General features: G+C 70.7%; 17 protein-coding genes. 5 read left to right on the forward strand and 12 right to left on the reverse strand.

Going from position 1 to position 23,766, the window contains the following annotated elements:
* Window positions 1–229 precede the first annotated feature (229 nt).
* Window positions 230–2,242 carry an N-acetylmuramoyl-L-alanine amidase gene (locus ACZ5U5_RS03690; RefSeq protein WP_469015750.1) on the forward strand — a complete coding sequence of 671 codons (2,013 nt, stop codon included), beginning with the start codon at window positions 230–232 and terminating at the stop codon, window positions 2,240–2,242.
* A gap of 71 nt (window positions 2,243–2,313) precedes the next feature.
* Here ACZ5U5_RS03690 and ACZ5U5_RS03695 read toward each other — a convergent pair whose 3' ends face one another.
* Together ACZ5U5_RS03695 and ACZ5U5_RS03700 are read right to left on the reverse strand one after the other, a co-directional pair.
* Complete coding sequence (locus tag ACZ5U5_RS03695; RefSeq protein ID WP_469015753.1) at window positions 2,314–4,668, reverse strand: glycoside hydrolase family 95 protein; 2,355 nt, start codon at window positions 4,666–4,668, stop codon at window positions 2,314–2,316.
* Between the two features lie 137 nt (window positions 4,669–4,805).
* Window positions 4,806–5,306, reverse strand: a complete 501-nt coding sequence (locus ACZ5U5_RS03700; protein ID WP_367039047.1) for a hypothetical protein — start codon at window positions 5,304–5,306, stop codon at window positions 4,806–4,808.
* A 1,050-nt stretch (window positions 5,307–6,356) separates the two neighbouring features.
* Between ACZ5U5_RS03700 and ACZ5U5_RS03705 the strand changes: the two genes are divergently transcribed.
* The gene (locus tag ACZ5U5_RS03705; RefSeq protein WP_469015755.1) at window positions 6,357–7,088 is read left to right on the forward strand and encodes a leucine-rich repeat domain-containing protein; all 732 of its coding nucleotides are present in this window, start codon (window positions 6,357–6,359) and stop codon (window positions 7,086–7,088) included.
* 20 nt (window positions 7,089–7,108) lie between these two features.
* Here ACZ5U5_RS03705 and ACZ5U5_RS03710 read toward each other — a convergent pair whose 3' ends face one another.
* From ACZ5U5_RS03710 to ACZ5U5_RS03735, 6 genes are all read right to left on the reverse strand, one after another.
* Entirely contained in the window at window positions 7,109–8,023 is a 915-nt protein-coding gene (locus tag ACZ5U5_RS03710) for a universal stress protein (protein ID WP_469015758.1), read from the reverse strand.
* Window positions 8,024–8,191: 168 nt separating this feature from the next.
* Window positions 8,192–8,455, reverse strand: a complete 264-nt coding sequence (locus tag ACZ5U5_RS03715) for a DUF397 domain-containing protein (protein ID WP_409055914.1) — start codon at window positions 8,453–8,455, stop codon at window positions 8,192–8,194.
* A 107-nt stretch (window positions 8,456–8,562) separates the two neighbouring features.
* Entirely contained in the window at window positions 8,563–9,729 is a 1,167-nt protein-coding gene (locus ACZ5U5_RS03720) for a thiolase domain-containing protein (RefSeq protein WP_469016923.1), read from the reverse strand.
* Window positions 9,730–9,752: 23 nt separating this feature from the next.
* Window positions 9,753–10,844, reverse strand: coding sequence for a thiolase domain-containing protein (locus ACZ5U5_RS03725; RefSeq protein WP_469015760.1), 1,092 nt, complete (start codon window positions 10,842–10,844; stop codon window positions 9,753–9,755).
* Window positions 10,845–11,804 carry a Zn-ribbon domain-containing OB-fold protein gene (locus ACZ5U5_RS03730; RefSeq protein WP_469015762.1) on the reverse strand — a complete coding sequence of 320 codons (960 nt, stop codon included), beginning with the start codon at window positions 11,802–11,804 and terminating at the stop codon, window positions 10,845–10,847.
* Between the two features lie 133 nt (window positions 11,805–11,937).
* A complete protein-coding gene (locus tag ACZ5U5_RS03735) occupies window positions 11,938–12,738 on the reverse strand; it encodes a crotonase/enoyl-CoA hydratase family protein (protein WP_469015765.1) in 801 nt (266 codons plus the stop codon).
* Between the two features lie 205 nt (window positions 12,739–12,943).
* On the opposite strand from ACZ5U5_RS03735, the gene ACZ5U5_RS03740 reads away from it, so the two are divergent.
* Window positions 12,944–14,557, forward strand: coding sequence for an acyl-CoA synthetase (locus ACZ5U5_RS03740; RefSeq protein ID WP_469015767.1), 1,614 nt, complete (start codon window positions 12,944–12,946; stop codon window positions 14,555–14,557).
* Window positions 14,558–14,637: 80 nt separating this feature from the next.
* On the opposite strand, the gene ACZ5U5_RS03745 is transcribed toward ACZ5U5_RS03740, so the two are convergent.
* Window positions 14,638–15,276, reverse strand: coding sequence for a chorismate mutase (locus ACZ5U5_RS03745; protein WP_469015769.1), 639 nt, complete (start codon window positions 15,274–15,276; stop codon window positions 14,638–14,640).
* Between the two features lie 177 nt (window positions 15,277–15,453).
* Between ACZ5U5_RS03745 and paaK the strand changes: the two genes are divergently transcribed.
* Complete coding sequence (gene paaK / locus ACZ5U5_RS03750; RefSeq protein WP_469015772.1) at window positions 15,454–16,740, forward strand: phenylacetate--CoA ligase PaaK; 1,287 nt, start codon at window positions 15,454–15,456, stop codon at window positions 16,738–16,740.
* Window positions 16,741–16,757: 17 nt separating this feature from the next.
* Here the strand turns inward: paaK and ACZ5U5_RS03755 are convergent, their stop codons facing one another.
* On the reverse strand, window positions 16,758–18,275 hold the full coding sequence (locus tag ACZ5U5_RS03755; RefSeq protein WP_469015775.1) for an acyl-CoA synthetase: 1,518 nt from the start codon (window positions 18,273–18,275) through the stop codon (window positions 16,758–16,760).
* A 190-nt stretch (window positions 18,276–18,465) separates the two neighbouring features.
* On the opposite strand from ACZ5U5_RS03755, the gene ACZ5U5_RS03760 reads away from it, so the two are divergent.
* Window positions 18,466–20,895: a penicillin acylase family protein gene (locus ACZ5U5_RS03760; RefSeq protein WP_469016926.1), complete on the forward strand. Its 2,430-nt coding sequence runs from the start codon at window positions 18,466–18,468 to the stop codon at window positions 20,893–20,895.
* Between the two features lie 114 nt (window positions 20,896–21,009).
* Here the strand turns inward: ACZ5U5_RS03760 and ACZ5U5_RS03765 are convergent, their stop codons facing one another.
* Both ACZ5U5_RS03765 and ACZ5U5_RS03770 read right to left on the reverse strand, forming a co-directional pair.
* On the reverse strand, window positions 21,010–22,566 hold the full coding sequence (locus tag ACZ5U5_RS03765; RefSeq protein WP_469016929.1) for an acyl-CoA synthetase: 1,557 nt from the start codon (window positions 22,564–22,566) through the stop codon (window positions 21,010–21,012).
* 51 nt (window positions 22,567–22,617) lie between these two features.
* Entirely contained in the window at window positions 22,618–23,721 is a 1,104-nt protein-coding gene (locus tag ACZ5U5_RS03770; protein ID WP_469015777.1) for an NAD(P)H-dependent flavin oxidoreductase, read from the reverse strand.
* Window positions 23,722–23,766: the final 45 nt, after the last annotated feature.

Below are 23,766 nucleotides of genomic sequence, written 5' to 3' on the forward strand. Positions count from 1 at the left end.
CCCGGACGGTCCGTCCACCCCTCGGCGGGGTGTTCGTGTTACTCATTGGTCCAATCCACTGACGCGCCGCAGGCCGTGTGGCCTCCCGGGGCGAAACCCGCCCGGACCGGCGCTGACATGGGAAATCCGCTCTCCTGGGCATGATTGACGGATCGTCGGAGAGCCGGTACCACTGACGCACGCCCGGCCCCGCACGCCCCATCACGCTTCACCGTCCCAGGAGGCTGCATTGCGAGGATCCCCCACCGCCCGTACCCCTGCCGCGCGCAGACGCGCCGTCAGGGCCGCGGGCGCCCTTGTCTCCGCCGGCCTGCTGCTTCCGCTGCTCGGTGCCGCCCCGTCCGCCCCGTCCGTCTCGTCGCCGGGCGCTTCCGGGGCGGGCGGTGAGTTGCAGGGCGCCTTCGCTGCTGCGGCCGCCGAGTACCGCGTACCGCAGAGCGTGCTGCTCGGAGTGTCCTATCTGCAGTCCCGCTGGGACGCCCACGGCGGCGCGCCGAGCGTGACCGGCGGGTACGGCCCCATGCACCTCACCGACGCGCGCACCGCGGTCGCCGGCGCCCCGCACCACAGCGAGGGCGAGGAGGACCCGCGCGGCGACGCGTCAAGGGGAGTCCTCAAGCCGGAGGAGTTCACGGCCGAGGTGCCCAAGGACTCCGAGCTGCCCGCCCGGCTCAAGACCCTGCGCCGCGCCGCCGAGGTCAGCGGTCTTCCCGCCGAGCGGCTGCGCACCGACCCCGCCGCCAACGTACGCGGCGGCGCCGCCCTGCTCGCCGCCGCGCAGAAGAAGCTCGGCAAGCCCCTGAGCGACGACCCGGCCGACTGGTACGGCGCGATCGCCCGCTTCTCCGGCGCGGACGACCAGGCCACCGCGGCGACGTACGCCAACGACGTGTTCGCCGTCATCAACGACGGGCAGTCGCGCACCACGGACGCCGGCCAGCACGTGGCTCTCAAGGCGGTCGCCGGCCTGAAGCCGGATGCCGCGCAGGTGCGGGGCATGGGGCTGCGCAAGGCCCCGAAGGGCGAGACCGAGTGCCCCTCGACCGTGTCGTGCGAGTGGATCCCGGCTCCGTACGAGGAGTTCAAGGACCCGAACGGCAACGACGACTACGGCAACCACGACCTGGCGGACCGGCCCAAGAGCCAGAGCATCGACACGATCGTCGTCCATGACACCGAGGGCCGCTGGGAAGGCGTCCTCAACATGGTGCAGGACCCCACGTACGTCTCCTGGCAGTACACCCTGCGCTCCACCGACGGCCACATCGCCCAGCACGTGAAGGCCAAGGACGTCGCCTGGCACGCGGGCAACTGGTACGTGAACTCCAAGTCGATCGGGCTGGAGCACGAGGGCTTCCTGACGGCGCCCGACACCTGGTACACGGAGGCGATGTACCGCTCGTCGGCGCGCCTGGTGAAGTATCTCGCCAAGAAGTACGACATCCCGCTGGACCGCCAGCACATCATCGGCCACGACAATGTCCCGGGCACGCTGCCGTCGACGATCGCGGGCATGCACACCGACCCGGGTCCGTACTGGGACTGGCAGCACTACTTCACGCTGATGGGCAAGCCGTTCAAGCGCACGGCGGGCCCGAACGGCGGCCTGGTGACGGTGGCGCCCGAGTACTCCAGGAACCGGCCGGAGTACACGGGCTGCGTCAAGCCGGGCGAGAAGTGCGTGCCGCACGGCTCGGCAGCGGTACGCGTCCACACCGAGCCCCGTGACGACGCGCCGCTCGTCAAGGACATCGGCCTGCGGCCCGGCGGCGGCGACTCGACGATCGGCGTCAATGACACCGGCGCGCGCCTGTCCACCGGCCAGCAGTACGCGGTCGCCGAGCGCAAGGGCGACTGGACCGCTGTCTGGTACCTGGGCCAGAAGGCGTGGTTCAAGAACCCGAAGAAGCAGCCGACGGCCGTCGACGCGAAGGGGCTCGTGGTGACGCCGAAGGGTGACGCCACGGAGGTCCCGGTGTACGGGCGCGCCTACCCGGAGAAGGAGGCGTACCCGGCGGGCGTCCCGGTACAGGCGGTCACGCCCCTGCCGTACAAGCTCCTCGCGGGACAGAAGTACGCGATCGGCGGCAAGGTGCCGGGCGAGTACTTCTACGCGCCGACGTTCGACACGACGCCGCACAAGGTGGTGCGCGGCAAGGACATGTACTACGAGGTGCAGTTCGGGCACCGTGTGGCGTACGTCCGGGCGGCCGACGTGAAGGTGGTGCGATCGGGCTCCTAGAGCGCCGATGACGGTCAGGGCGGGGTTCGCGTGGGGGCGGGCCCGGCCCTGACGGCTGGACGGGCGGGTGCTCAGTCGAAGACGTATCGCTGTCCGGCCCGCGCCTTGAAGGTCTTCTCGCCGCCCCTCAACAGGTCGCTGCGCACGGTGAGTTCGCGGGTGCGGGTGGCGGTGAGGACGATGCGGGTGGCCCGGCCGCCCGACCACTCGACGTCGAGACGCGCCCCGCCGCGTGCCCGCAGGCCGCGCACCGACCCCTCGGGCCAGCTCACGGGCAGCGCGGGCAGCACCTCGATGACGTCGAACTGGCTCTGCAGGAGCATCTCCACGATGCCCGAGGTGGCTCCGAAGTTGCCGTCGATCTGGAACGGCGGATGGGTGTCCCAGAGGTTCGGCAGCGTCGAAGTCTTGAGTTGCTCGCCGAGCATCTTGTGCGCGTGGTCGCCGTCGCGAAGCCGCGCCCAGAAGTTGACCTTCCATGCCTTGGACCAGCCGGTGCCGCCGTCGCCGCGGGCGGTCAGGGAGACCTTCGCGGCGTCGGCCCACTTGCTGCCTGGCTGGATCCGGCGGCCGGGATGCAGGGCGTAGAGGTGGGAGACGTGCCGGTGGTCGTCGCTCTTGTCGTCCAAATCGGCTTTCCACTCCTGGAGCTGTCCCCAGGAGCCGACGCGCAGGCCGGGGTCGAGCTTGCCGAGGGTCGTTTCGAGCTCGGCACGGAAGGCGGCCGAGTCGCCGAGCACCCGGGCGGCCTCCAAGGTGTTGGTGAGCAGGTCGTGCACGATCTGCTGGGCCATGGAGTCACCCGCGGTGAAGTCGCCGTGCTCCGGCGAGTAGCTGGGGGTGACGACGAGCGTGCCGTCGCGCGGGTCGGTGCGCAGGTTGTCGAGCCAGAACTCGGCGGCCTCCTTCATCACCGGATAGGCGGTGGTGCGCAGGTACTCGGTGGAGCCGCCGAAGCGGTAGTGCTCGTAGAGCTGCGCGGTGAGCCAGGCGGCCGCCTCGGGGAACCAGAAGGAGGTCGACCAGTCGTGAACGCCGGTGAAGCCGTACGGGTTGGTCTCGTTGTGCACCACCCAGCCCCGTGAGCCGAACATCTCCTTCGCCGTGCGCCGCCCCGGGGCGCGCAGTGCCTCGACGAAGCGGTCGTAGGGGGCGGTGGTCTCGGGGAGGTTGGCGGCCTCGGCGAGCCAGTAGTTCATCTGGAGGTTGATGTTGGTGTGGTAGTCGGCCGACCAGGGCGGGGTGGTGCTGTTGTTCCACACGCCCTGGAGGTTGGCGGGCAGCGAGCCGGGCCGTGAGGAGGCGATGAGGAGGTAGCGGCCGTACTGGAAGAAGAGGGCTTCGAGGGCTCGGTCGGCGGCGCTCGCACCTGCCCCGTATCCCTTGAGCAGCTGATCGGTGGGCACATCGGCGGGAGCGGCCTGGCCGATGTCGAGGGTCACGCGGCCGAACAGGTCGCGGTGGTCGCGCAGATGGCGGGCGCGCAGCGCGCCGTGCCCGCGGGCGACGGCCTTGTCGACGGCGTCGGTGACGTGTGCGTGCGGGTCGTCCCCTCGGTAGTCGGGGTAGGTGTCGGCGTAGTCGGTTCCGGCGGCGAGCGCGAACCAGACGTGGTCGGCGCCGGTCACGGTGACGCTGCCGTCCGCGTTCGCCGTGCGTGTGCCGCCCCGGTGCACGACTCGTAGCTGAGCCTCGAACTTCAGGCCATTGTCGGCGAGTTCACCGAGTACGACGATCCGGTCGCCGTCCGCCTTCGCGGTGAAGTCGGCGCGGGGCGAGGTGTAGCGCAGGGTGCAGGTGACGCTCGCGGGGCGGTCGGCGGCGAGGCGGCCGACGAGTACGCCGTCGGGGTAGGAGGCGAAGAACTCCCGCTGGTGGCGCGCCTGTTCATGCGTGTACGTGACGGTCGCCAGGCCCGTGCGGAGATCGAGGACGCGGCGGTAGGTGGCGTCGGGCCCGGCCGGGGCGCCGGGCATGTCGAGGTGCAGATCGCCGAAGGTCTGGTGGGCGCCGTAGCCGCGGCGTGACTGGCCGAGGTCGGCGGCGACGGCGTCGGGGGCGAGCCTGCCCTTTTCCTCGAGGTCCTTCTGCACCGCGGCGAGGGTGCCGGGTCTTGCCTCGCGCCAGTTGCCGTGGTCGTAGCCCTCGCGGGAGCCGGGGCCGCCGGTCCACAGGGTCTTCTCGTTGAACTGGAGCCGCTCGGAGGCGGGGCTGCCGAAGATCATGGCACCGAGTGCGCCGTTGCCGATGGGGAGGGCCTCGCGTTCCCAGTCAGCGGCGGGCGCCGCGTACCAGAGCAGCGATTCATCGGAGGTGTCGAGCGCGTCGGATCGTTCCTCGGTTCGCCCCTCGGCCGCCGCCGCAGGACCGGCGAGCACACCTCCACCCGATGCCAGTACGGCCGCTCCGCCTACGGCGGACTTCATCGTGGTTCTTCGCGAGATCCCGGGAGTCATGACCGGTCACGTTAAAAGTCCGATGACTTGCCTGGCAAGGCGCATGACAAAACCCACCCCTCCGGCCGAAGGGGTGGGCAAGGGGTCCGCGATCGTGGCCGGGCGTGTCAGCCCTGCTGGAAGAGCTCCGCGGGCAGCGGCTTCAGGAGGGCGTACAGATCGTCGGTGATCGGGCGGTCCCAGGCGGCGATGGTGACCAGGACGCCGTCGCTGCGGTCGAACTGCACGCAGGAGATGCGGCTTTCCGAGAGCTTGAGCCGGCGCACGATGAGGAGGTTGTCGCCCTGCATCACCGGCATGTCCTCGGTGGTGACGACGGTGACCTCCTCGTCGTTCTCCAGCGCGAGCAGCAGCTGGGCCACCTCGAAGGGCACCTCGTCGTCGGCGATCTCACGCGCCGGGGAGCCTTCGGGCAGATTGCCGATGATCATCGCGGGGCCGCGGCCGCCGAAGAGGTCGTAGCGCAGGAAGACGCCCTGACAGCTGCCGTCGGGGGCGGGCAGCAGGCCCGCGCCGAGATTGCCGGGCCAGTCACCCGGGTCCATGGCCAGGACATCGAAGTCCGGGCCAGCGGGAGTGGCGGAGCTGCGGCGGCGGAGGAAGGACATGCGCCAATGGTACGTGGCCCGCGGTGCTTGTCGGCCCGGGGGCGGCGCCGCTGCGCGCGAGGCGCGCGGGGGCGGGACGGTGTTCGGCGCGAGGTCAGTGGGGGTGGTGGGGCGCGAGTGCGGCGGCGAGACCGGAGCGATCCGTTCCCACTTTCCGTTAGACCGCCGAGAGCAGCCGGACGACCCCGGCTCGTCGGTGCGCAGCTCCTCGGTGACGCGGGCGGCGGACTCACCGCGGATGGTGAGCGCCGCGGCGGTGCGCTCGCGTGCGGTGAGCGTGTCGGCCTCGGTGCTGTGCAGCAGGCGGGGGCGCGGTCCTGCCGCCGCCAGCTCGTCGCGGGCCTGCTCGACCGGGCCGTCGGCGCCGCACTGGACGGCCGCCTCCAAACCCCGGTAGAGGGGGTCGGCGGCGTCCTGGGGCGGCCGGCGCGTCGCGGTTCGGCGCCGAGGCGGACCAGCGCACAGGCGAGTTCGTACGCCGCGGGCGAGCGCTCCAGGTGGCTGACGGACTCCTCCAGGAGCTTGATGCGCGCGGAGCCCGACGCGACCTCGGCGGTGATCCGCGGCGCTTGCCCGACCGCCGATGCGGTGGCGGACCTGCGGGCACGCTTGCCGCGCCACGTGGAAGGCGGCCCGCTGCTCCTGGTCGCCGCCGCGGGCCGGGGCCACGGTGCAGCCCTTGGCGACGGCGCGGCGCCGCGCGTCGGCGAGCAGGGAGGTCTTGCCGAGGCCCGCTCGCCCCGCGAAGGCGATGAGGGCGCCGCGGAGCCTGTCCGGCGGCTCGGAACCGCCCTGCGAAAGGCCGCACAGCTCGCTCAACGCCTGGTCGACCGCCGCGAGTTCACTCTCACTCGAGAAGGATCCGCTTGCCGTGGATGACGTGATGCACCATGGGACACCCCACGCCACGGTGGTGCGCCGGGCGCTTCTCGCGGCGCGGGCCCTGGATTTCAGGCACCTCAGGTTACGCCCGTGGGGCCCGCCGGGAGCCGATTCGGCCACAGCGGTGCGGTTGGCCATGGTCGTCCACTCCGACGAAGGGACCCACACGTGACGTTCGGCTCCGAGAACGTACTCAACTACTGGCACGGCGGTTTGAGCGACATCCCCGCCGAGGTGTGGCACCACCCGTCCCTGGAGGTGCTGCTCCTCCCCGACAACGCGCTCACGCGCCTCCCCGCCCGGATCGGCACCCTGACCTCGCTGCACACACTGGACCTGGGCCACAACTCCCTGACCGAGCTACCGCCGGAGCTGGGCGATCTGACCGCCCTGAGCCGCTTCCTCTACCTCCACGACAACCGCCTCACGTCGCTGCCGGACTCTCTGGGCAACCTGAAGCGGCTGACGTACCTCAACGTGGGCGAGAACCGGCTGACGGCGCTGCCGGATTCTCTCGGCTCACTCGACGCCCTGGTGGAACTGCGCGCCCAGCACAACCGCCTCACCGCGGTCCCGTCATCACTCGGCGAACTGACGGCCCTGCGGGAACTGTGGCTGCGCGGGAATCGCCTCACGTCGCTGCCCGCCTCGGTCGGTAGTCTGGGCGAGCTGCGCGAACTGGAGCTGCGGGAGAACGAGTTCGAGAGGGTTCCCGAGGCCGTGCGGGGACTGCTCTTCCTGCGGAGGCTCGATCTGCGGGCCAACCGCCTGCGGGAACTACCGCCCTGGATCGGCGACCTGCCCGCGCTGGAGAAGCTCGACCTGCGCTGGAACGAGGTCGCCGTGCCGGAGGAGTTGCTGCGGAGGCTGGAGGGGCGGGGGTGTGTGGTGCTGCGGTGAGGGGGCTCAGTGCCGGGGCCCTACCGGGATTCCGGAGGCACCACTGCCACCGCGCCCTTCGCGTGCAGCAGCACCGCGTTGGTCACCGATCCCATCAGCCGCCCCAGCGACCTCCGGCTGTGGTGCCGTCCCACCACCACGAGCTCCGCCTCCCGCGAGGCGTCCACCAGGAGACCCGCCGCGTCCCCCGGCAGGACCTCCCTCTCGACGCGCACGTGCGGATACCGCTCCTGGAAGGGCGCGAGCTGGTCGCCCGCCAGCTCCGTGTACTGCGCCGCGGTCGCCGCGTCCGCCTCCGCCGAGGTCACGAAGTCGCCGGTGGCGGTGTAGACGAGGACAGGTCCGGGATAGGCGCACACGACCCGGAGCACCGCGCCGCGCAGAGCCGCTTCCGCGAAGGCGAAGCCGATCGTGTACTCGTGCGGGGAGAGCGCGTCCAGGCCGAGCACCACGCACGGCTCGGCCCCCGCCGTGAGCTCCTTGTCCGGCCGCACCACGACCACGGGGCACGCCGCTTCGCGCGCGCACGCGATGCCGTTCGAGCCGAGGAGCAGGCTGGCGAATCCGCCGCGCCCGCGTGACCCGAGGACGAGGAGCCGCGCCGCGTCGCCGAGCCGGGGGATGTCCCGCCCCGGGGAGCCCTCCATGACCTCGACGGTCAGCGGGGGCAGCTGCGCCCGTCCCTCCAAGGCCGCGCGCACCCGGTCGACGACCGGGTCGGCGTCCGGGCGGTGGTCGATGGGCGGCATGTACGGACCGTCGGCGAGCGGCAACGCGTACTGCCGCACGTGCACGATCCGCAGCGGCGCGTCCCGCAGGCGTGCCGCGGTCAGGGCCCATTCCAGGGCGTGGTCGCTGCCGGCCGACCCGTCGACGGCCACGACGACAGGTCCGTCGGCGGCCGCGACAGGTTCAACGGGGGCGTCGTCACTCATGGCTTCCTCGTCTCCGGCGCAAGGCCAAGGTCGACCGGCTCCGCTGCCGGTCCCCGCCCCGTTCGGGATGCGGGCCTGCGGCGGAATCCGAGGTCACCAGGTCAGCACGGCACGAGCCGCGAGCGGTCGCGACAGCCGGAGACGAGGGGTCACAACGCCCCACACGGCCTACGTCAGGTCGAACTCCCCCGCACGCGCGCCGTGCACGAACGCTCCCCACTCCGCCGGAGTGAAGATGAGGGACGGGCTCTCGGGACGGCCTGCGTTGCGCATCGCGATGAAACCCTCGACAAAGGCGATCTCCACATCACCCCGCCCGTCGCTGCTCGATTGCCAGTCCGCTGTGCTGAGGTCGAGCTCCGGCTTGTCCCAGCCCGTGAGCGGGCGCTGCTGACCTGCGAGCGGATGCTGCTGAATGGTGCCTTCGGCCACGTCCGTGCTCCTCCCGATGCGTCGTCCGCCCGCCAGCCTAGCTTTCGGTTCCGGCGCCGGACAGGCCGCGGCGGGAGGACACCCGCCCGTCCGGCGCGACACACCCGTCACGTCGTGGGCGGCTCCGCGCCGACCAGCCACATGGAGAAGAACTGCGAGCCGCCTCCGTAGGCGTGTCCGAGCGCCCTGCGGGCCCCGTCGATCTGGTGCTCGCCGGCCTGGCCGCGCACCTGAAGTGCCGCTTCGGCGAAGCGGATCATGCCCGAGGCACCGATGGGATTGGTGGAGAGGACGCCGCCCGACATGTTGACGGGCAGATCGCCGTCCAGCTCCGTCACACCCGACTCGGTCAGCTTCCAGCCCTCGCCCTCCTCGGCGAAGCCCAGGTTCTCCAGCCACATCGGCTCGTACCAGGAGAACGGCACGTACATCTCGACGGCGTCGATGTCGCGGCGCGGATCGCTGATGCCCGCCTGCCGGTAGACGTCGGCGGCACAGTCCTTGCCCGCCTGCGGCGACACGAAGTCCTTGCCCGCGAAGAGCGTCGGCTCGCTGCGCATCGCGCCGCCGTGCATCCAGGCGGGCGGCCTCGGCGAACGGGCCGCGCCCGCACGGTCGGTGAGGATCATCGCGCAGGCCCCGTCGGACGACGGGCAGGTCTCGGAGTAGCGGATCGGGTCCCAGAGCATCGGCGAGGCCTGGACCTTCTCCAGGGTGATGTCCTGTTCGTGCAGGTGGGCGTAGGGGTTCTTCAGGGCGTTGCGGCGGTCCTTGTACGCGACGAGCGAGCCGACCGTGTCGGGGGCGCCGGTGCGCCGCATGTACGCGCGCACATGCGGGGCGAAGAAGCCGCCCGCGCCCGCGAGGAGCGGCTGCTGGAAGGGGATGGGGAGGGACAGCCCCCACATCGCGTTGGATTCCGACTGTTTTTCGAAGGCGAGGGTGAGGACGGTGCCGTGGACGCGGCCCGCGACCAGGTTCGAGGCGACCAGGGCCGTGGAACCGCCGACGGAGCCCGCGGTGTGGACGCGCAGCATGGGCTTGCCCACCGCGCCCAGCGCGTCGGCGAGGTACAGCTCGGGCATCATGACGCCCTCGAAGAAGTCCGGCGCTTTGCCGATGACCACGGCGTCGATGTCGGCCCACGTCAACTCAGCGTCTGCGAGCGCCTGTTGGGCGGCCTCTCGGACGAGACCCGCGATCGACACGTCCCGCCGGGCGGCGACGTGCTTGGTCTGGCCGATCCCGACGACGGCCACGGGCTCCTTGCCCACCCCGCTCAGCCCACTCACCCCACTCATGACGACTCTCCTTCGAGGACGGCGACCAGGTTCTGCTGCAGGCACGGGCCTGATGTGGCGTGCGCGAGGGCCCGGTCCGACTCACCCCGGTGGATGCGGGCGGCGGCCTCGCCGAGCCGGATCAGTCCGGCGGCCATGACGGGGTTCGCGGCGAGGGCGCCCCCGGACGGATTCACCGCCACGTCGTCGCCCAGCTTCAGCGCCTTGCGCAGGACGACCTCCTGGGAGGTGAACGGGGCGTGCAACTCGGCGGTGTCCACGGGCCGTTCGAAGGCACCGGCGCGCTCGGCGGCGAGGCGGCTCGACGGTGAGTCGGTGAGGTCGCGCACGCCCAGGCTGTGCGCCTCGATCCGATGGTCGATGCCGCGGATCCACGCGGGCCGTTCGCAGAGTTCGCGGGCCCGGTCCCCCGCCGCGAGGATCACGGCGGCGGCGCCGTCCCCGATGGGCGGGCAGTCGCCGGTACGGAGGGGGCGTACGAGGTAGTCGCCCTGCGGCACCGCTCCGCGCAGCTGCGCGTGCGGGTTGTCGGACGCGTCCCGGCGGCTGCGCGCCGCGACCCCGGCGAGCGCGGGCTCGTCGGCGTCGCCCGCGTCGATCAGGGCCTGCGCCTGGAGTGCGGCGAGGGCGACCGAGTCCGGCCACAGGGGCGCCACGTAGTACGGGTCGAGCTGCCGGGTCAGTACGTCACGCACCGATCCGGGGGACGCCTTGCCGTAGGAGTACACGAGCGCGGTGTCGGCGTCGCCGGTGAGCAGCTTGGTCCACGCCTCGTACAGCGCCCAGGCGCCGTCCATCTCGACGTGCGACTCGGAGATCGGCGGCCAGGCGCCCACGCCGTCGAGCGCCATCGTGAAGGAGAAGGCGCGGCCTGCGAGATAGTCCGAGGAGCCCGAGCAGGTGAAGCCGATGTCGCTGGTCTTCAGGCCGGTGGCGGCGAGGACCTGGTGCAGGACCGGCATGAGCATCTCCACCTCGGAGAGCTCGTCGGTGGAGCGCAGGTGGTCGGTCTGGCCGAAGGCCACGATGGCGATGTCCCGGACGGGCCGCATCACCGACGACCTCGCGGACGGCTTGGCGGACGGCATCTACACCAGCTCCTTGTACGTGTCGTAGTCGGCGTCCGGCTCGCCCGTGGGCCGGTAGTGATCGGGGAAGCGGGCGCCCTCGGTCCACACCGGCTCGACACGCAGACCCATCCGCACCTGGTCGTAGGGGATGCCCGCGATGCGTGCGTGCAGGGCGAGGTCGGCGCCGTCGAGGGCGATGTGCGCGTAGACGTAGGGCACTTCGATGTCGAGGTTCTTCGCCTTGATGTTGACGATGCAGTACGTGGTGACGGTGCCGCGCGGCCCGACCTCCACCCGCTCGGCCGTGGCGACTCCGCAGGTCGGACAGGCGCCGCGGGGCGGTACGTAGACCTTGCGGCAGGAGGGGCAGCGCTCGCCGACGGTCTTCTGGTCGGAGAGTGCCTTGATGTAGGCGGTCTGCGCGCGGCCCGGCGCGTAGGTGTAGTCGAGGCGCGCGGCGGCGACGATGCCGGTGACGGGATCACTGAACTCGCCGCTGTGCGGACTCGCTTGGCCCTCATCGCCACCTTCGTACGCCTCGAAGCAGGCGATGTCGGTGATGGCGCCGACGCGTTCACCGGCCCAGCGGATCCGGACGCGCATGCCGGTCCTGACGGCGTCGGGTCCCGGCGCGTCCAGGGCGTGCAGCAGGGCGGTGTCGGCGCCGTCGAGCTTCACCAGGACCCAGGCGAAGGGGCGGTCCAGGGGCTGCCCCCTGCGGGGTTCGTGGTTCCAGGCCCAGGTGGTGACGGTGCCGGTGGCGGCGACCTCGACCAGATCGCGTATCTCGTCGGCGGTCACCGGGTCGTACTCGACGGGCGGCACGAGCGTGCGCCCGTCAGTGGTCTTCACCCCGAGCACGGTGCGCTCCCGCAGCCCGGTGAGAAAGGCTCTCTGCACGGGCCCGAGGGACCGGGTGAAGGGAAACTCAACAACAAGGGGCGCACGCAGCACTTCGGGGGAGGGAGCGGATGCCATGAGCAGAACTCCGTTTCTAGGCGAGGGGCGCCGGTAGGAGCGCCCCGACAGGGGCGCGGGGGCGGCAGGGCCCCGTAAGGGGCGCGGGGAACTGCGCGACCAGCCCCCACCGGCCCGCGGGCGAAAACAAGACCTACGCCCGCCGAAACTCCGGGGGCCGTTTCTCGGCAAAGGCTCTGGAGCCCTCCTTCGCATCGGCGGTGTCAAAGATGGGCCACCCCCGCTTCAGCTCCGCCGCAAGGCCGTCCGCCTCGGACATCTCGGCGGCCTCGTACACGGACGCCTTGACCGCCTCGACTGCGAGCGGCCCGCACGCGTTGATCTGCTCGGCGATGGCGAGGGCCTTCTCCAGGGCGGTGCCGTCCGGCACGACCTGCCCGACGAGACCGATCGACGCGGCCTCGGCCGCCGAGTAGGGCCGCCCGGTGAGCAGCATCTCCAGGGCGTGCGTACGAGGAATCTGCCGCGGCAGTCGCACGGTCGAGCCACCGATCGGGAACAGCCCCCGCTTGACCTCGAAGAGCCCGAACGTCGCGGACTCGCCCGCGACGCGGATGTCGGTGCCCTGGAGGATCTCCGTGCCGCCCGCGACGCAGTACCCCTCGACGGCGGCGATGACGGGTTTGCGGGGGCGGTGGTGGCGCAGCATCGCCTTCCAGTGCAGATCGGGGTCGGCCTTCATGCGGTCGCGGTACTGCTCACCGTCCATGCCCTTGCCCGCGAGGGCCTTGAGGTCCATGCCGGCACAGAACGCGCCGCCCGCCCCGGTGAGCACGACGGAACGGATCGCGTCGTCCTCGTCGGCGGCCACCCACCCGTCGTAGAGGCCCACCAGCATCGGCAGCGAGAGCGCGTTCTTCGCCTCCGGCCGGTTGAGCGTGAGTACCAGTGTGGCGCCTTCGCGCTGCACAGCGAGATGTTCCGTCCCACCCATGGCCGTGCTCCCTCTTCGCCTGCTGTCGGCTTCGGACCTGGAACAGGTTGCAGTAGGCAGGGAGCCAGTTCAATAGTTTTCTGACAGTCAGTCAGATTTCTTCAACGGGGACCCTTCACACTTGTGGGCGCCTCTGCTCTGATGACCGCCAGAAGACGAGCAGTCCAGAAGACAAGAAGAGATGACGCCGGGGTCAGGAGGAGCGGTGGAGTACAACCTTGCCGACCTGTTCGAGTCGGTCGTCGACGTGGTCCCCGACCGCGAGGCGCTCGTGTACATCGATCACCCCGGCACCGGGGCGGAACGCAGGCTGACGTATGCCGAACTCGACCGGGCCGCCAACCGCATCGCACACCACCTGATCGACAGCGGGCTGAAGCCCGGCGAGCATCTGGGGCTTCACCTCTACAACGGCGTCGAATACCTCCAGACCGTCCTCGCCTGCCTCAAGGCACGTCTCGTTCCCGTCAATGTCAACTACCGTTACGTGGAAGAGGAGTTGGTCTATCTCTATCGCGACGCGGACCTCGCCGCGCTCGTCTTCGACGCGGAGTTCACCGAGCGGGTCGCGGCCGCGTTGCCGCGCACCGAGAAGCTGCGGCATCTGGTGCGGGTGGGGACCCCGCCGGACGACGCGCCCGCGCTCGACGTGGTGGCCTTCACCGAGGCGGAGGCGGCGGGTTCGCCGGAGCGCGGCTTCGGTCCGCGCTCGGCGGACGACCTGTTCATCATCTACACCGGCGGCACCACCGGCATGCCCAAGGGCGTCATGTGGCGCCAGGAGGACCTGTTCTTCGCCGGGCTCTTCGGCGGCGAGCCCGCGGGCTCGCCGGTGAAGCGGCCCGAGGAGCTGGCGGAGCGTGTAGCGGCGGGCGGGCCCGGCATCACGTTCTTCCCCGCTCCCCCGCTGATGCACGGCACGTCGACGCTGACGTCGTTCATCGCCTTCAACTACGGCCAACGGGTGGCCATTCACCGCAAGTACGTCCCCGAGGAGCTGCTGCGCACGATCGAGCGGGAGAAGGTCTCCAGCGTGTCGCTGGTGGGCGACGCGATGCTCAGGCCGCTCATCGACGCCCTGCACGGACCGCTCAAGGGCACCGACCTGTCGTCGCTCTTCAGCGTCTCGTCCTCCGGGGCGATCATGTCGGAGACGGTGCGGGCGCAGTTCCAGGAGCTGGCCCCCAACGTCCTGCTCCTGAACAACTTCGGCTCATCCGAGTCCGGCTCCAACGGCAAGGCGACGGATGACTCGGGCCCGGAGAAGGGCTTCCGCCTGGAGGTCAACGAACGTACGCAGGTGGTGGACCTGGCCACCCACGAGCCGGTGCCGGTGGGTGTGGTGGGCCGCCTGGCCCAGCGCGGCCACGTACCGCTCGGCTACTACAACGACCCGGCGAAGACCGCCGAGACGTTCTTCCAGAAGGGCGAGGAGCGTTGGGTGCTGCTCGGTGACATGGCGACGGTCGACGAGGAGGGCATAGTCACCGTCCTGGGCCGGGGCTCGCAGTGCATCAACACGGGTGGCGAGAAGGTGTATCCGGAGGAGGTCGAACAGGCCCTCAAGTCCCATCCGGACGTGTACGACGCGCTGGTCGCCGGCGTCCCCGACGAGCGCTGGGGCAACCGCGTGGCCGCGGTCGTCCAACTACGCGACGGCGCCCCACCACTGGACCTCGAAACCATTCAAACCCACTGCCGCACCCACCTCGCCGGCTACAAGATCCCCCGAGCCGTGGTCTTCACCCCCGAAATCCAACGCTCACCGAGCGGCAAGGCGGACTACAGGTGGGCGAAGACTGTGGCTGCGGGGGGCTGAGGAACACCCACCCCTTGTCACCGCGGGGCGATCGGGTGGGCGGGAAAGAATCCGGCGCGAAGCGGCGGGCCAGAAGGGCGTCAGGCCGAGCAGACGGACGGAAGCGCTCGCCCCAGAGCCACGACGTGCAGCGCGTCGAGCTGCCGCTCGCCCCGCACCCGTACGCCCGCCACCGCCACAAGCCCCCGGCAGGACGGCGCCGTCCGGGCAGAGGCAGACGCGGCGATCCCCCGCACCAACTCCCCGTTCACCCGGTTGATCTCCTTGCGCACCTCCGCGAGATCAGGCCGCTCCTCCGGCGTCGGCGCCTGCGCGGGGTCCGCGTCCCACCGCTGGTGCAACTCCCGCTGCACCACCTTGTTGGCCTCGATCTGGTCCCGGAAGACCCGCACGGTCGCCTCGGGATCGGCGCCAAGATCCCGCGCCTGCCGCGCGACGTCGTCGAGCACCTGCTTCTCGCGCGCCGGGTCGTCGATGGGGCTGCCCGTGCCGTACTTCGCGGCAGCGACGAGATCGGCGGTGGCCAGGCGCTGGGCGGCGAGATCGACCAGGGAGTGGAGCCGGGCGTACGAGGACACGGCGGGCCGCGGCGTCGGGGAAGCGGCGACCGCCACCCCACCCCCGCCACCGGCGAGCAGAGCCGCCGTGACGACCCCGGCAGCAAGCAGACGCCTCACGGACGAGACAGGACGCACGGCGATTCCCCTGAAGGTCGGCATGGAGGTGATCATCACATCCCACGCCGCATTCGGACAACGCTGCGAGGCCCTCGCGCCGCAGCTCAAGGCCACCCTGCGCGATCTCTTGACGGCCGCCTCCGTGACTGGATTACTGACCTTGACGGAAGATCGACGACCGAATGATCGGTCGCCCGTTTGGGACGGGAGAAACCGCATATGACGGCCATGCTGGACGCGGCGGAGCGCCTCGGGCGCGAGGAGCTGGAGGCACTGCAGCTGGAGCGCCTCCAGGACACCTTGCTGCACGCGTACGAGAACGTGCCCTTCTACCGGGCCGCGTTCGACAAGGCGGGCCTGCGCCCCGACGACTGCCGCACGCTCGCCGACCTCGCCCGCTTCCCCTTCACGGCCAAGACCGACCTGCGGGACAACTACCCCTTCGGGATGTTCGCGGTCGAGCAGTCCGAGGTACGACGCCTGCACGCGTCCAGCGGAACCACGGGCCGGCCCACGGTCGTCGGCTACACCGAGCAGGACCTGACGATGTGGGCGGACGTCGTCGCCCGCTCGATCCGCGCTGCGGGCGGCCGCCCCGGCCACAAGGTCCATGTGGCGTACGGATACGGCCTGTTCACCGGCGGACTCGGCGCGCACTACGGGGCCGAGCGGCTCGGCTGCACGGTCATTCCCGCGTCCGGCGGCATGACGGCACGCCAGGTCCAGCTGATCCAGGACTTCCGCCCCGAGATCATCATGGTCACGCCCTCCTACATGCTCACTCTCCTGGAGGAGTTCGAGCGCCAGGGCGTCGACCCGCGCACGACGTCCCTGAAGGTCGGCATCTTCGGCGCCGAGCCGTGGACGGAGGAGATGCGCCGCGAGATCGAGGAGCGGTTCGCGATCGACGCGGTCGACATATACGGGCTCTCGGAGGTCATCGGCCCCGGAGTCGCCCAGGAGTGCGTGGAGACCAAGGACGGCCTGCACATCTGGGAGGACCACTTCTATCCGGAGGTGGTGGACCCGATCACCGGCGAAGTCCTGCCGGACGGCGAGCGCGGCGAGCTGGTCTTCACCTCCCTCACCAAGGAGGCCATGCCCGTCATCCGCTACCGCACCCGCGACCTGACACGCCTCATGCCCGGCACCGCACGGGTCTTCCGCCGGATGGAGAAGATCACGGGCCGGTCGGACGACATGGTGATCCTGCGCGGAGTGAACCTCTTCCCCACGCAGGTGGAGGAGATCGTCCTGCGGACGCCGGGCGTCGCCCCGCACTTCCAGCTGCGCCTCACCCGCGAGGGCCGCATGGACGCGCTGACGGTCCGGGCCGAATCCCGCGCGGACACCACTCCCGAGCGGCGCGAGGCGGCGGCCCGGGAGATCGCGTCGGCGGTGAAGGACGGCATCGGCGTCTCGGTGAAGGTCGAGATCGTCGACCCGGAGACCATCGAGCGGTCGGTGGGCAAGTTCAAACGGATCGTGGACCTGCGCGACAAGTAACCACGAGGCCCCGGCAGCTACGACGCGCTGAAGCGGTCCCGCAGCTCCCGTTTGAGGATCTTCCCGCTCGCGTTGCGCGGCAGCTCGTCCACGAAGAGGACCCGCTTGGGCGCCTTGAAGTGGGCGAGCTTCTCGCGCGCGTGCTCGATGAGTTCCGCTTCGGTGACCTCTCCCTGCTCTCCCTTGCGTACGACGACCGCGGTGACCGCCTCGATCCAGCGCTCGTCCGGCAGCCCGATCACGGCGGTCTCCGCGACGCCTTCGTGGGTGTAGAGCGCGTCCTCCACCTGGCGCGACGCGACGAGGACACCACCGGAGTTGATGACGTCCTTCACCCGGTCGACGACGGTGAAGTATCCCTCCTCGTCCCGCACGGCGAGATCCCCGGAGTGGAACCATCCGTCCCGGAACGCCTCCTTGGTCTCCTCCGGCTTGTCCCAGTAGCCCTCGCACAACTGCGGTGAGTGGTAGACGACTTCGCCCTGGGTGCCGTCGGGCACCTCAAGCCCTCGCTCATCCACGATCCGCGCCTCCACGAAGAGCACGGGGCGCCCGCAGGAGTCCATCCGCCCCTCGTGCTCGTCGGGCCCGAGGACCGTGGCCAGCGGGCCGATCTCGCTCTGCCCGAAGCAGTTGTAGAAGGCGAGCGAGGGCAGTCGTTCGCGCAGGCGCTCCAGGACGGGGACGGGCATGATCGACGCCCCGTAGTAGGCCTTGCGCAGGCCGCCGAGGTCACGCGTGGCGAAGCCGGGGTGCTGCGACAGGCCGATCCATACGGTGGGCGGCGCGAAGAGGCTGTCGGCGCGGCCCGCCTCGACAAGATCGAAGATCCGCTCGGCGTCGGGCGCGTCGATGATCGTGTTCTCGGCGCCGATCGCCAGATAGGGCAGCAGGAAGACGTGCATCTGCGCCGAGTGGTAGAGCGGCAGGGCGTGGACGGGCTTGTCGGTTTCCCTGAGGCCCAGGGCGGTGATGGCGCTGACGTACTCGTGGACGAGGGCGCGGTGGGTCATCATCGCGCCCTTCGGCAATGCGGTCGTGCCGGAGGTGTAGAGCAGTTGGGCGAGGTCACCGCTGTGGTCGGGACCCAGGAGGAAGACGGCTTCGCCCTCGCGCCCCCGGGTGTGTTCGAGCAGCGAGCCCGTGGCGTCCCGCAACGGCATCGCGCGCACGCCGCCGGGCAGCCGGTGCTCCAGGTGCGGGTCGACCAGGACCGCCGAGCTGCCCGACTGCTCGATGATGTAGGCGAGGTCCTCGCCCTTGAGGTTGTGGTTGATGGGCACGTGCACCAGGCCCGCGCGGGCACAGGCCAGGAAGCCGATGACGTACGCGTCGGAGTTGTGTCCGTAGGCACCGACCCGGGCGCCGTCCCTCAGCCCCTCCCGATGGAGGTACGCCGCCGCATGGGTCACGGCGTCGTCGAGTTCGCGGTAGGTCCAGACCCGCTCTCCATAGCGCAGTGCCACCCGCCCCGGCACGCGCCGCGCACTGCGTCCCAGGACATCGTCGACCGTATTGCTGCGTACACCCGTCATGGCGTGATCCTGTGCCGCGTGCGTCGCGGCGGTCAAGGCTCCGTGCGGGCCGCGGACCCGATCCGTGCTGGGTGCGGACGAGTTCCGTACGGGCCGCGAACCCGACCGGTCGCGCCACTCGATCAAGTGACATACCGCTTGGTACGCTCAACCGCCCCTTCCCTCACCTCTGTTGGGAGGCACCATGCGTATGCGTACCCGCACCAGACGCCTCACGGCCCTGGGCATCAGCCTGTTGACCGCCGCGGCCTTCCTGCCGTCGTCCGCCGCCACCGCAGGCGCGGCGGAGGACCGCGACGCCCGCCCGTCCGGCGGCGGTCTGTCCGCCACCCTGCGCTACACCCAGTACGGCATCCCGCACATCCTCGCCAAGGACTACGAGAACCTCGGCTTCGGCACCGGCTGGGCGCAGGCCGCCGACCAGGTGTGCACCCTCGCCGAGGGCTACGTGACCGTACGCGGGGAGCGGTCACGCCACTTCGGCCCGGACGGGAAGCCCGACGGCTCGCTGTCCTCGGCGACCACGAACCTCGCCAGCGACCTCTACTTCGGCGGTGTCCGGGACACGCGCACGGTGGAGAAACTCCTCAAGCAGCCCGCCCCGGCGGGCCCGAGCGCCACGTCGAAGAAGCTGATGAGCGGCTTCGCGGCGGGCTACAACGCCTGGCTGAAGCAGAACCGCGTCACCGACCCCGCCTGCAAGGGCGCCAAGTGGCTGCGCCCGATCACCTCCCTGGACGTGGCCCGCGAGGGCTTCGCCGTGCAGGTGCTCGGCGGTCATGGACGCGGCATAGACGGCATCACCGCCGCGCAGCCGCCGAGCGCCACCGCTCCGGACCGCGCACCGGACCCCGAGCGCACGGCGAAGGCGGCCCGCGACCTGTTCTCGGCGGAGGACGCCGTCATGGGCTCCAACGCCGTCGCGTTCAGCGGGAAGACCACCGCGAACGGCAAGGGCCTGCTTCTCGGCAATCCGCACTACCCCTGGCAGGGCGGCCGGCGTTTCTGGCAGTCGCAGCAGACCATCCCCGGCGAGCTGAACGTCTCGGGCGGTTCGCTGCTCGGCACGAGCGTCATCAACATCGGCTTCAACGACGATGTGGCGTGGAGCCACACGGTGGCGACCGGCGTGACCCTCAATCTGCATCAGCTCACTCTGGATCCCGCCGACCCGACCACCTATCTGGTGGACGGCAAGCGCGAGAAGATGACGAAGCGGACGGTCGAGGTGCGGGTCAAGAACGGCCCGCCGGTGACCCGCACCCAGTGGTGGACCCGCTACGGCCCGGTCACCACCGACCTGGGCGCACAGCTTCCGCTGCCCTGGTCGGCGAAGACGGCGTACGCCCTGAACGACCCCAACGCCACGAACCTGCGCGGCACCGACACCGACCTCGGCTTCGGCAAGGCCCGCTCCACCGACGGAGTGCTCAAGGCGCTGCGCGACACGCAGGGACTGCCCTGGGTCAACACCGTCGCCGCGGACCGCAAGGGCCACTCGCTGCTCAGCCAGTCGCAGGTGCTGCCCCGCATCACCGACGACCTGGCCGAGCGCTGCTCCACGGACTTGGGCAAGGTGACGTATCCGGCGTCGGGCGTGGCGGTGCTTGATGGTTCGCGTGGTGACTGCGCCATCGGTTCGGACAAGGACGCCGTCCAGCCGGGGATCTTCGGCCCGTCGAAGATGCCGACCATCAAGGACGCGCCGTACGCGGAGAATTCCAACGACAGCGCCTGGCTGACCAATGCCGAGCGGCCGATCACCGGCTACGAGCGGGTCTTCGGGACGATCGGCACGCAGCGCTCCATGCGCACGCGCGGCGCCATCGAGGATGTCGCGGCGATGGCGAAGGAGGGTGACCTGACGGTCACCGACCTCCAGAAGCAGCAGTTCGCGAACCGTGCCCCCGCGGGCGACCTGGCCGCCGACGACGCGGCGCGTGCGTGCGCGGCGCTCCCGGGCGACAAGGCAACGGGCAGCGACGGCAAGGCGGTTGACGTGCGCAAGGCCTGCGCCGCCCTCAAGGCGTGGGACCACAGCATGGACACGGACAGCAGGGGCGCCCTGCTCTTCGACCGGTTCTGGCGCAAGCTGGTCGCCGCAGTGCCGAACGCCCAGCTGTGGAAGGTGCCGTTCTCCGCCGCCGATCCGGTGCGCACGCCGAACACCCTCAACACGGCCGCGCCGGGCTTCGCGACCGCGCTGGCCGACTCGGTGGCCGAGCTGCGCGGGGCGAATATCGCGCTCGACGCGCCGCTGGGCAGGAACCAGTTCGTCGTACGCGGCTCGGAGCGGCTGCCGATCCATGGCGGCACGGAGTCGATCGGCGTGTGGAACAAGGTCGAGCCGGTGTGGGACGCGAAGGGCGGCGGCTACACCGAGGTGGCGCACGGTTCGAGCCACATCCAGGCGGTCGGCTGGGACAAGAGCCACTGCCCGAAGGCACGCACGCTGCTCACCTACTCGCAGTCGTCCAACCCGAACTCGCCGCACTACCGCGACCAGACGCGGCTGTACGCCGACGAGCGCTGGGTCACCTCGCGGTTCTGCGAGAAGGACATCATGCGGGACCCGAAGCTGAAGGTGGTGAAGGTGCGGGGGGCTGCCGTGCCGCGTTAGCGGGAACAGGGCCACCCCGCGTCCTGCCCGACGCGGGGTGGCCCTGTTCTGTGCCGCACCTTCGGTCGGTGGGGGCTGAGCACACAGTTCCCCCGCGCCCCTGACGAGACGCGTCTACAGCGCCCGCTCCCGCCCCTCCCAATACGGCTCTCGCAGCCTTCGCTTGTAGAGCTTGCCGTTCGGGTCGCGCGGCATGGTCTTGATGAAGTCGACGCTCTTCGGGCGTTTGTAGCCGGCCAGTTGGCGTTCGCAGTGGTCGAGGATCTCGGCGGCGAGCGCGTCGCCCGCCTCGTGGCCTTCGGCCACCTCCACCACTGCCTTGACCTGCTCGCCCCACTCGTCGTGCGGGATGCCGAACGCGGCCGCGTCCGCGACGGCGGGGTGTGTCAGCAGCGCGGACTCGATCTCGGCCGGGTAGATGTTGACGCCGCCCGAGATGATCATGTCGATCTTGCGGTCGCGGAGGTAGAGATAGCCGTCCTCGTCCAGATAGCCGAGGTCGCCGACGGTGAAGAAGTCGCCGATGCGGTTCTTCTTCGTCTTGGACTCGTCCTTGTGGTACGAGAATCCGCCGGTGCTCATCTTCATGTAGACGGTGCCGAGCTCACCGGGCGGCAGCGGGTTGCCGTCGTCGTCGAACACGGCGAGTTCGCTGATGGGCCAGGCCTTGCCGACGGTGCCGGGCCGCTTCAGCCAGTCCTGTGCGGTGGCGAACGCGCCGCCGCCCTCGCTGGCCGCGTAGTACTCCTCGACGCACTCGCCCCACCATTCGATCATCGCCCGTTTGACGTGGTCGGGGCAGGGCGCGGCGCCGTGGATGGCGTGGCGCATGGATGACACGTCGTACGCCGCCTTCGTCTCGTCCGGCAGCGCGAGGAGGCGGTGGAACTGGGTCGGCACCATGTGGGTGTGCGTGCACTTGTACGTGTCGATGAGACGCAGCATCTCCTCGGGCGTCCACTTGTCCATCAGGACCAGCGGATGGCCGATGTGCAGGGCCGCGCCCGCGAACTGGAGGACCGCGGTGTGGTAGAGCGGCGAGCAGACGAGGTGCACGTTGCCGTCGAAGGGTTTGACGCCGAAGATGCCGAGGAAGCCGCCGAGGTAGGACTCCTCGGGGAGTTTGCCGGACAGTGGGCGCCGGATGCCGCGCGGGCGTCCCGTCGTGCCCGAGGTGTAGTTCATGACCCAGCCGAGCGTGCGGTCCTCGGGCGCCGACTCTGGTTGCCCCGCGAGGAGTTCGGGGTAGGGGTGGAAGCCGGGCACGTCACCCACGGCGTACCGGTGCGTGGCCGGGAGCTTCGCCTCGTCGGCGGCGTCGGTCGCCGACCGCCCGAACCGCTCGTGCGCGATGAGCACCTTCGCCCCGGAGTCGGCGACGATCCAGGCGATCTCGGGCCCGACCAGGTGGTGGTTGACCGGGACGAGATAGAAGCCCGCCTGGGATGCCGCCAAGTACGCGGTGAGGAACTCGACGCCGTTGGGCAGCACGACGGCGAAGGCGTCGCCGCGCTCCAGGCCGGCGGCGCGCAGCCCGTGGACGAGTTGGTTGGTCGCCGCGTGCAGGCGCCGCGCGGTCCACTCCTCTCCGTCGGGCGCGGTCAGGACCACGCGGTCCGGGTCCGCCTCGGCCTGCGCCCAGAAGCCGTTGGTGGGCGTGCTGCCCGGCATGCTGCTCATAAGGACCTCTCCTCCGTCTCGTCGGTCGTCAGGCGTCAGGCGTCAGTCGCGTCCGGCGACGCGGTTCACGCGGTCGATGGCGCGCTCGAACCCGCTGGTCAGGTCGTCGAACACGGCCTGGACGCTGCGTTCGCTGTTCATGCGGCCGACGATCTGCCCTACGGGTGTGCCGAGCAGCGCCTGGACCTCGTACTTCTGGATGCGCGACACCGCCTCGGCGACCAGCAGCCCCTGCAGCGGCATGGGCAGCGTGCCGGGTCCGTCCGGGTCGTCCCAGGCGTCGGTCCATTCGGTGCGCAGCTGCCGCGCGGGCTTGCCTGTCAGGGCGCGTGAGCGGACCGTGTCGCCCGAGCCCGCCGCCAGGAGTTTCTCGGTGAGCGCCCGCGAGTGCATGTCGGCCTCCGTCGTGGTGAGCCAGAGGGAGCCGAGCCACACGCCCTGCGCACCGAGCGCGAAGGCGGCCGCGATCTGGTCCCCGCTGCCGATGCCGCCCGCCGCGAGCACCGGCAGCGGCGCGACGGCGTCGACGGCCTCCGGCGTCAGGACCATGGAGGCGATCTCGCCGGTGTGGCCGCCCGCCTCGTAGCCCTGCGCGACGACGATGTCGATGCCCGCGTCGGCGTGCTTGCGCGCGTGGCGAGCGCTGCCCGCGAGTGCGGCGACGAGTACGTCATGGTCGTGGGCGCGCTGAATGACGTCGGCGGGCGGTGAGCCGAGAGCGTTGGCGAGGAGTTTGATCGGGTAGTCGAAGGCGACATCGAGCTGATTGCGGGCGACCTGCTCCATCCACCCGGTGATGCGCCAGCCCGACGCCTCCCCTTCGGCCAGTTCGGGTACGCCGTGTTTGCCGAGGGTGTCCTTGACGAACTGCCGGTGGCCTTCGGGGATCATCGCCTCGACGTCGGCCTCGCTCACCCCCTCGACCTTCTTCGCGGGCATCACGACATCGAGTCCGTAGGGCCGGTCGCCGACGTGCTCCTGCATCCAGTCGAGATCCCGGGCCAGCTCGTCGGGCGCCGTGTAGCGGACCGCGCCGAGCACGCCGAATCCGCCCGCCCTGCTGATGGCGGCGGCCACCGCCGGGAAGGGCGTGAAGCCGAAGATGGCGTGCTCGATCCCCAGTTTCCTGCTCAGGTCTGTCTGCATGGGCGCAGGATGCCGCAGCCGCCCGGACGACGGAAGAGATTTTCT

The sequence above is a fragment of the Streptomyces sp. NPDC033177 genome, assembly GCF_055577715.1.

What these genes read in the sequence shown, in the direction of transcription:
- ACZ5U5_RS03695 (WP_469015753.1), bottom strand. Translation starts at nt 4,668, where the DNA reads ATGAAGTCCGCCGTAGGCGGAGCGGCCGTACTGGCATCGGGTGGAGGT.
- ACZ5U5_RS03700 (WP_367039047.1), bottom strand. Translation starts at nt 5,306, where the DNA reads ATGTCCTTCCTCCGCCGCCGCAGCTCCGCCACTCCCGCTGGCCCGGAC.
- ACZ5U5_RS03710 (WP_469015758.1), bottom strand. Translation starts at nt 8,023, where the DNA reads ATGAGTGACGACGCCCCCGTTGAACCTGTCGCGGCCGCCGACGGACCT.
- ACZ5U5_RS03725 (WP_469015760.1), bottom strand. Translation starts at nt 10,844, where the DNA reads ATGCCGTCCGCCAAGCCGTCCGCGAGGTCGTCGGTGATGCGGCCCGTC.
- ACZ5U5_RS03730 (WP_469015762.1), bottom strand. Translation starts at nt 11,804, where the DNA reads ATGGCATCCGCTCCCTCCCCCGAAGTGCTGCGTGCGCCCCTTGTTGTT.
- ACZ5U5_RS03735 (WP_469015765.1), bottom strand. Translation starts at nt 12,738, where the DNA reads ATGGGTGGGACGGAACATCTCGCTGTGCAGCGCGAAGGCGCCACACTG.
- ACZ5U5_RS03745 (WP_469015769.1), bottom strand. Translation starts at nt 15,276, where the DNA reads ATGCCGACCTTCAGGGGAATCGCCGTGCGTCCTGTCTCGTCCGTGAGG.
- paaK (WP_469015772.1), top strand. Translation starts at nt 15,454, where the DNA reads ATGACGGCCATGCTGGACGCGGCGGAGCGCCTCGGGCGCGAGGAGCTG.
- ACZ5U5_RS03755 (WP_469015775.1), bottom strand. Translation starts at nt 18,275, where the DNA reads ATGACGGGTGTACGCAGCAATACGGTCGACGATGTCCTGGGACGCAGT.
- ACZ5U5_RS03760 (WP_469016926.1), top strand. Translation starts at nt 18,466, where the DNA reads ATGCGTACCCGCACCAGACGCCTCACGGCCCTGGGCATCAGCCTGTTG.
- ACZ5U5_RS03765 (WP_469016929.1), bottom strand. Translation starts at nt 22,566, where the DNA reads ATGCCGGGCAGCACGCCCACCAACGGCTTCTGGGCGCAGGCCGAGGCG.
- ACZ5U5_RS03770 (WP_469015777.1), bottom strand. Translation starts at nt 23,721, where the DNA reads ATGCAGACAGACCTGAGCAGGAAACTGGGGATCGAGCACGCCATCTTC.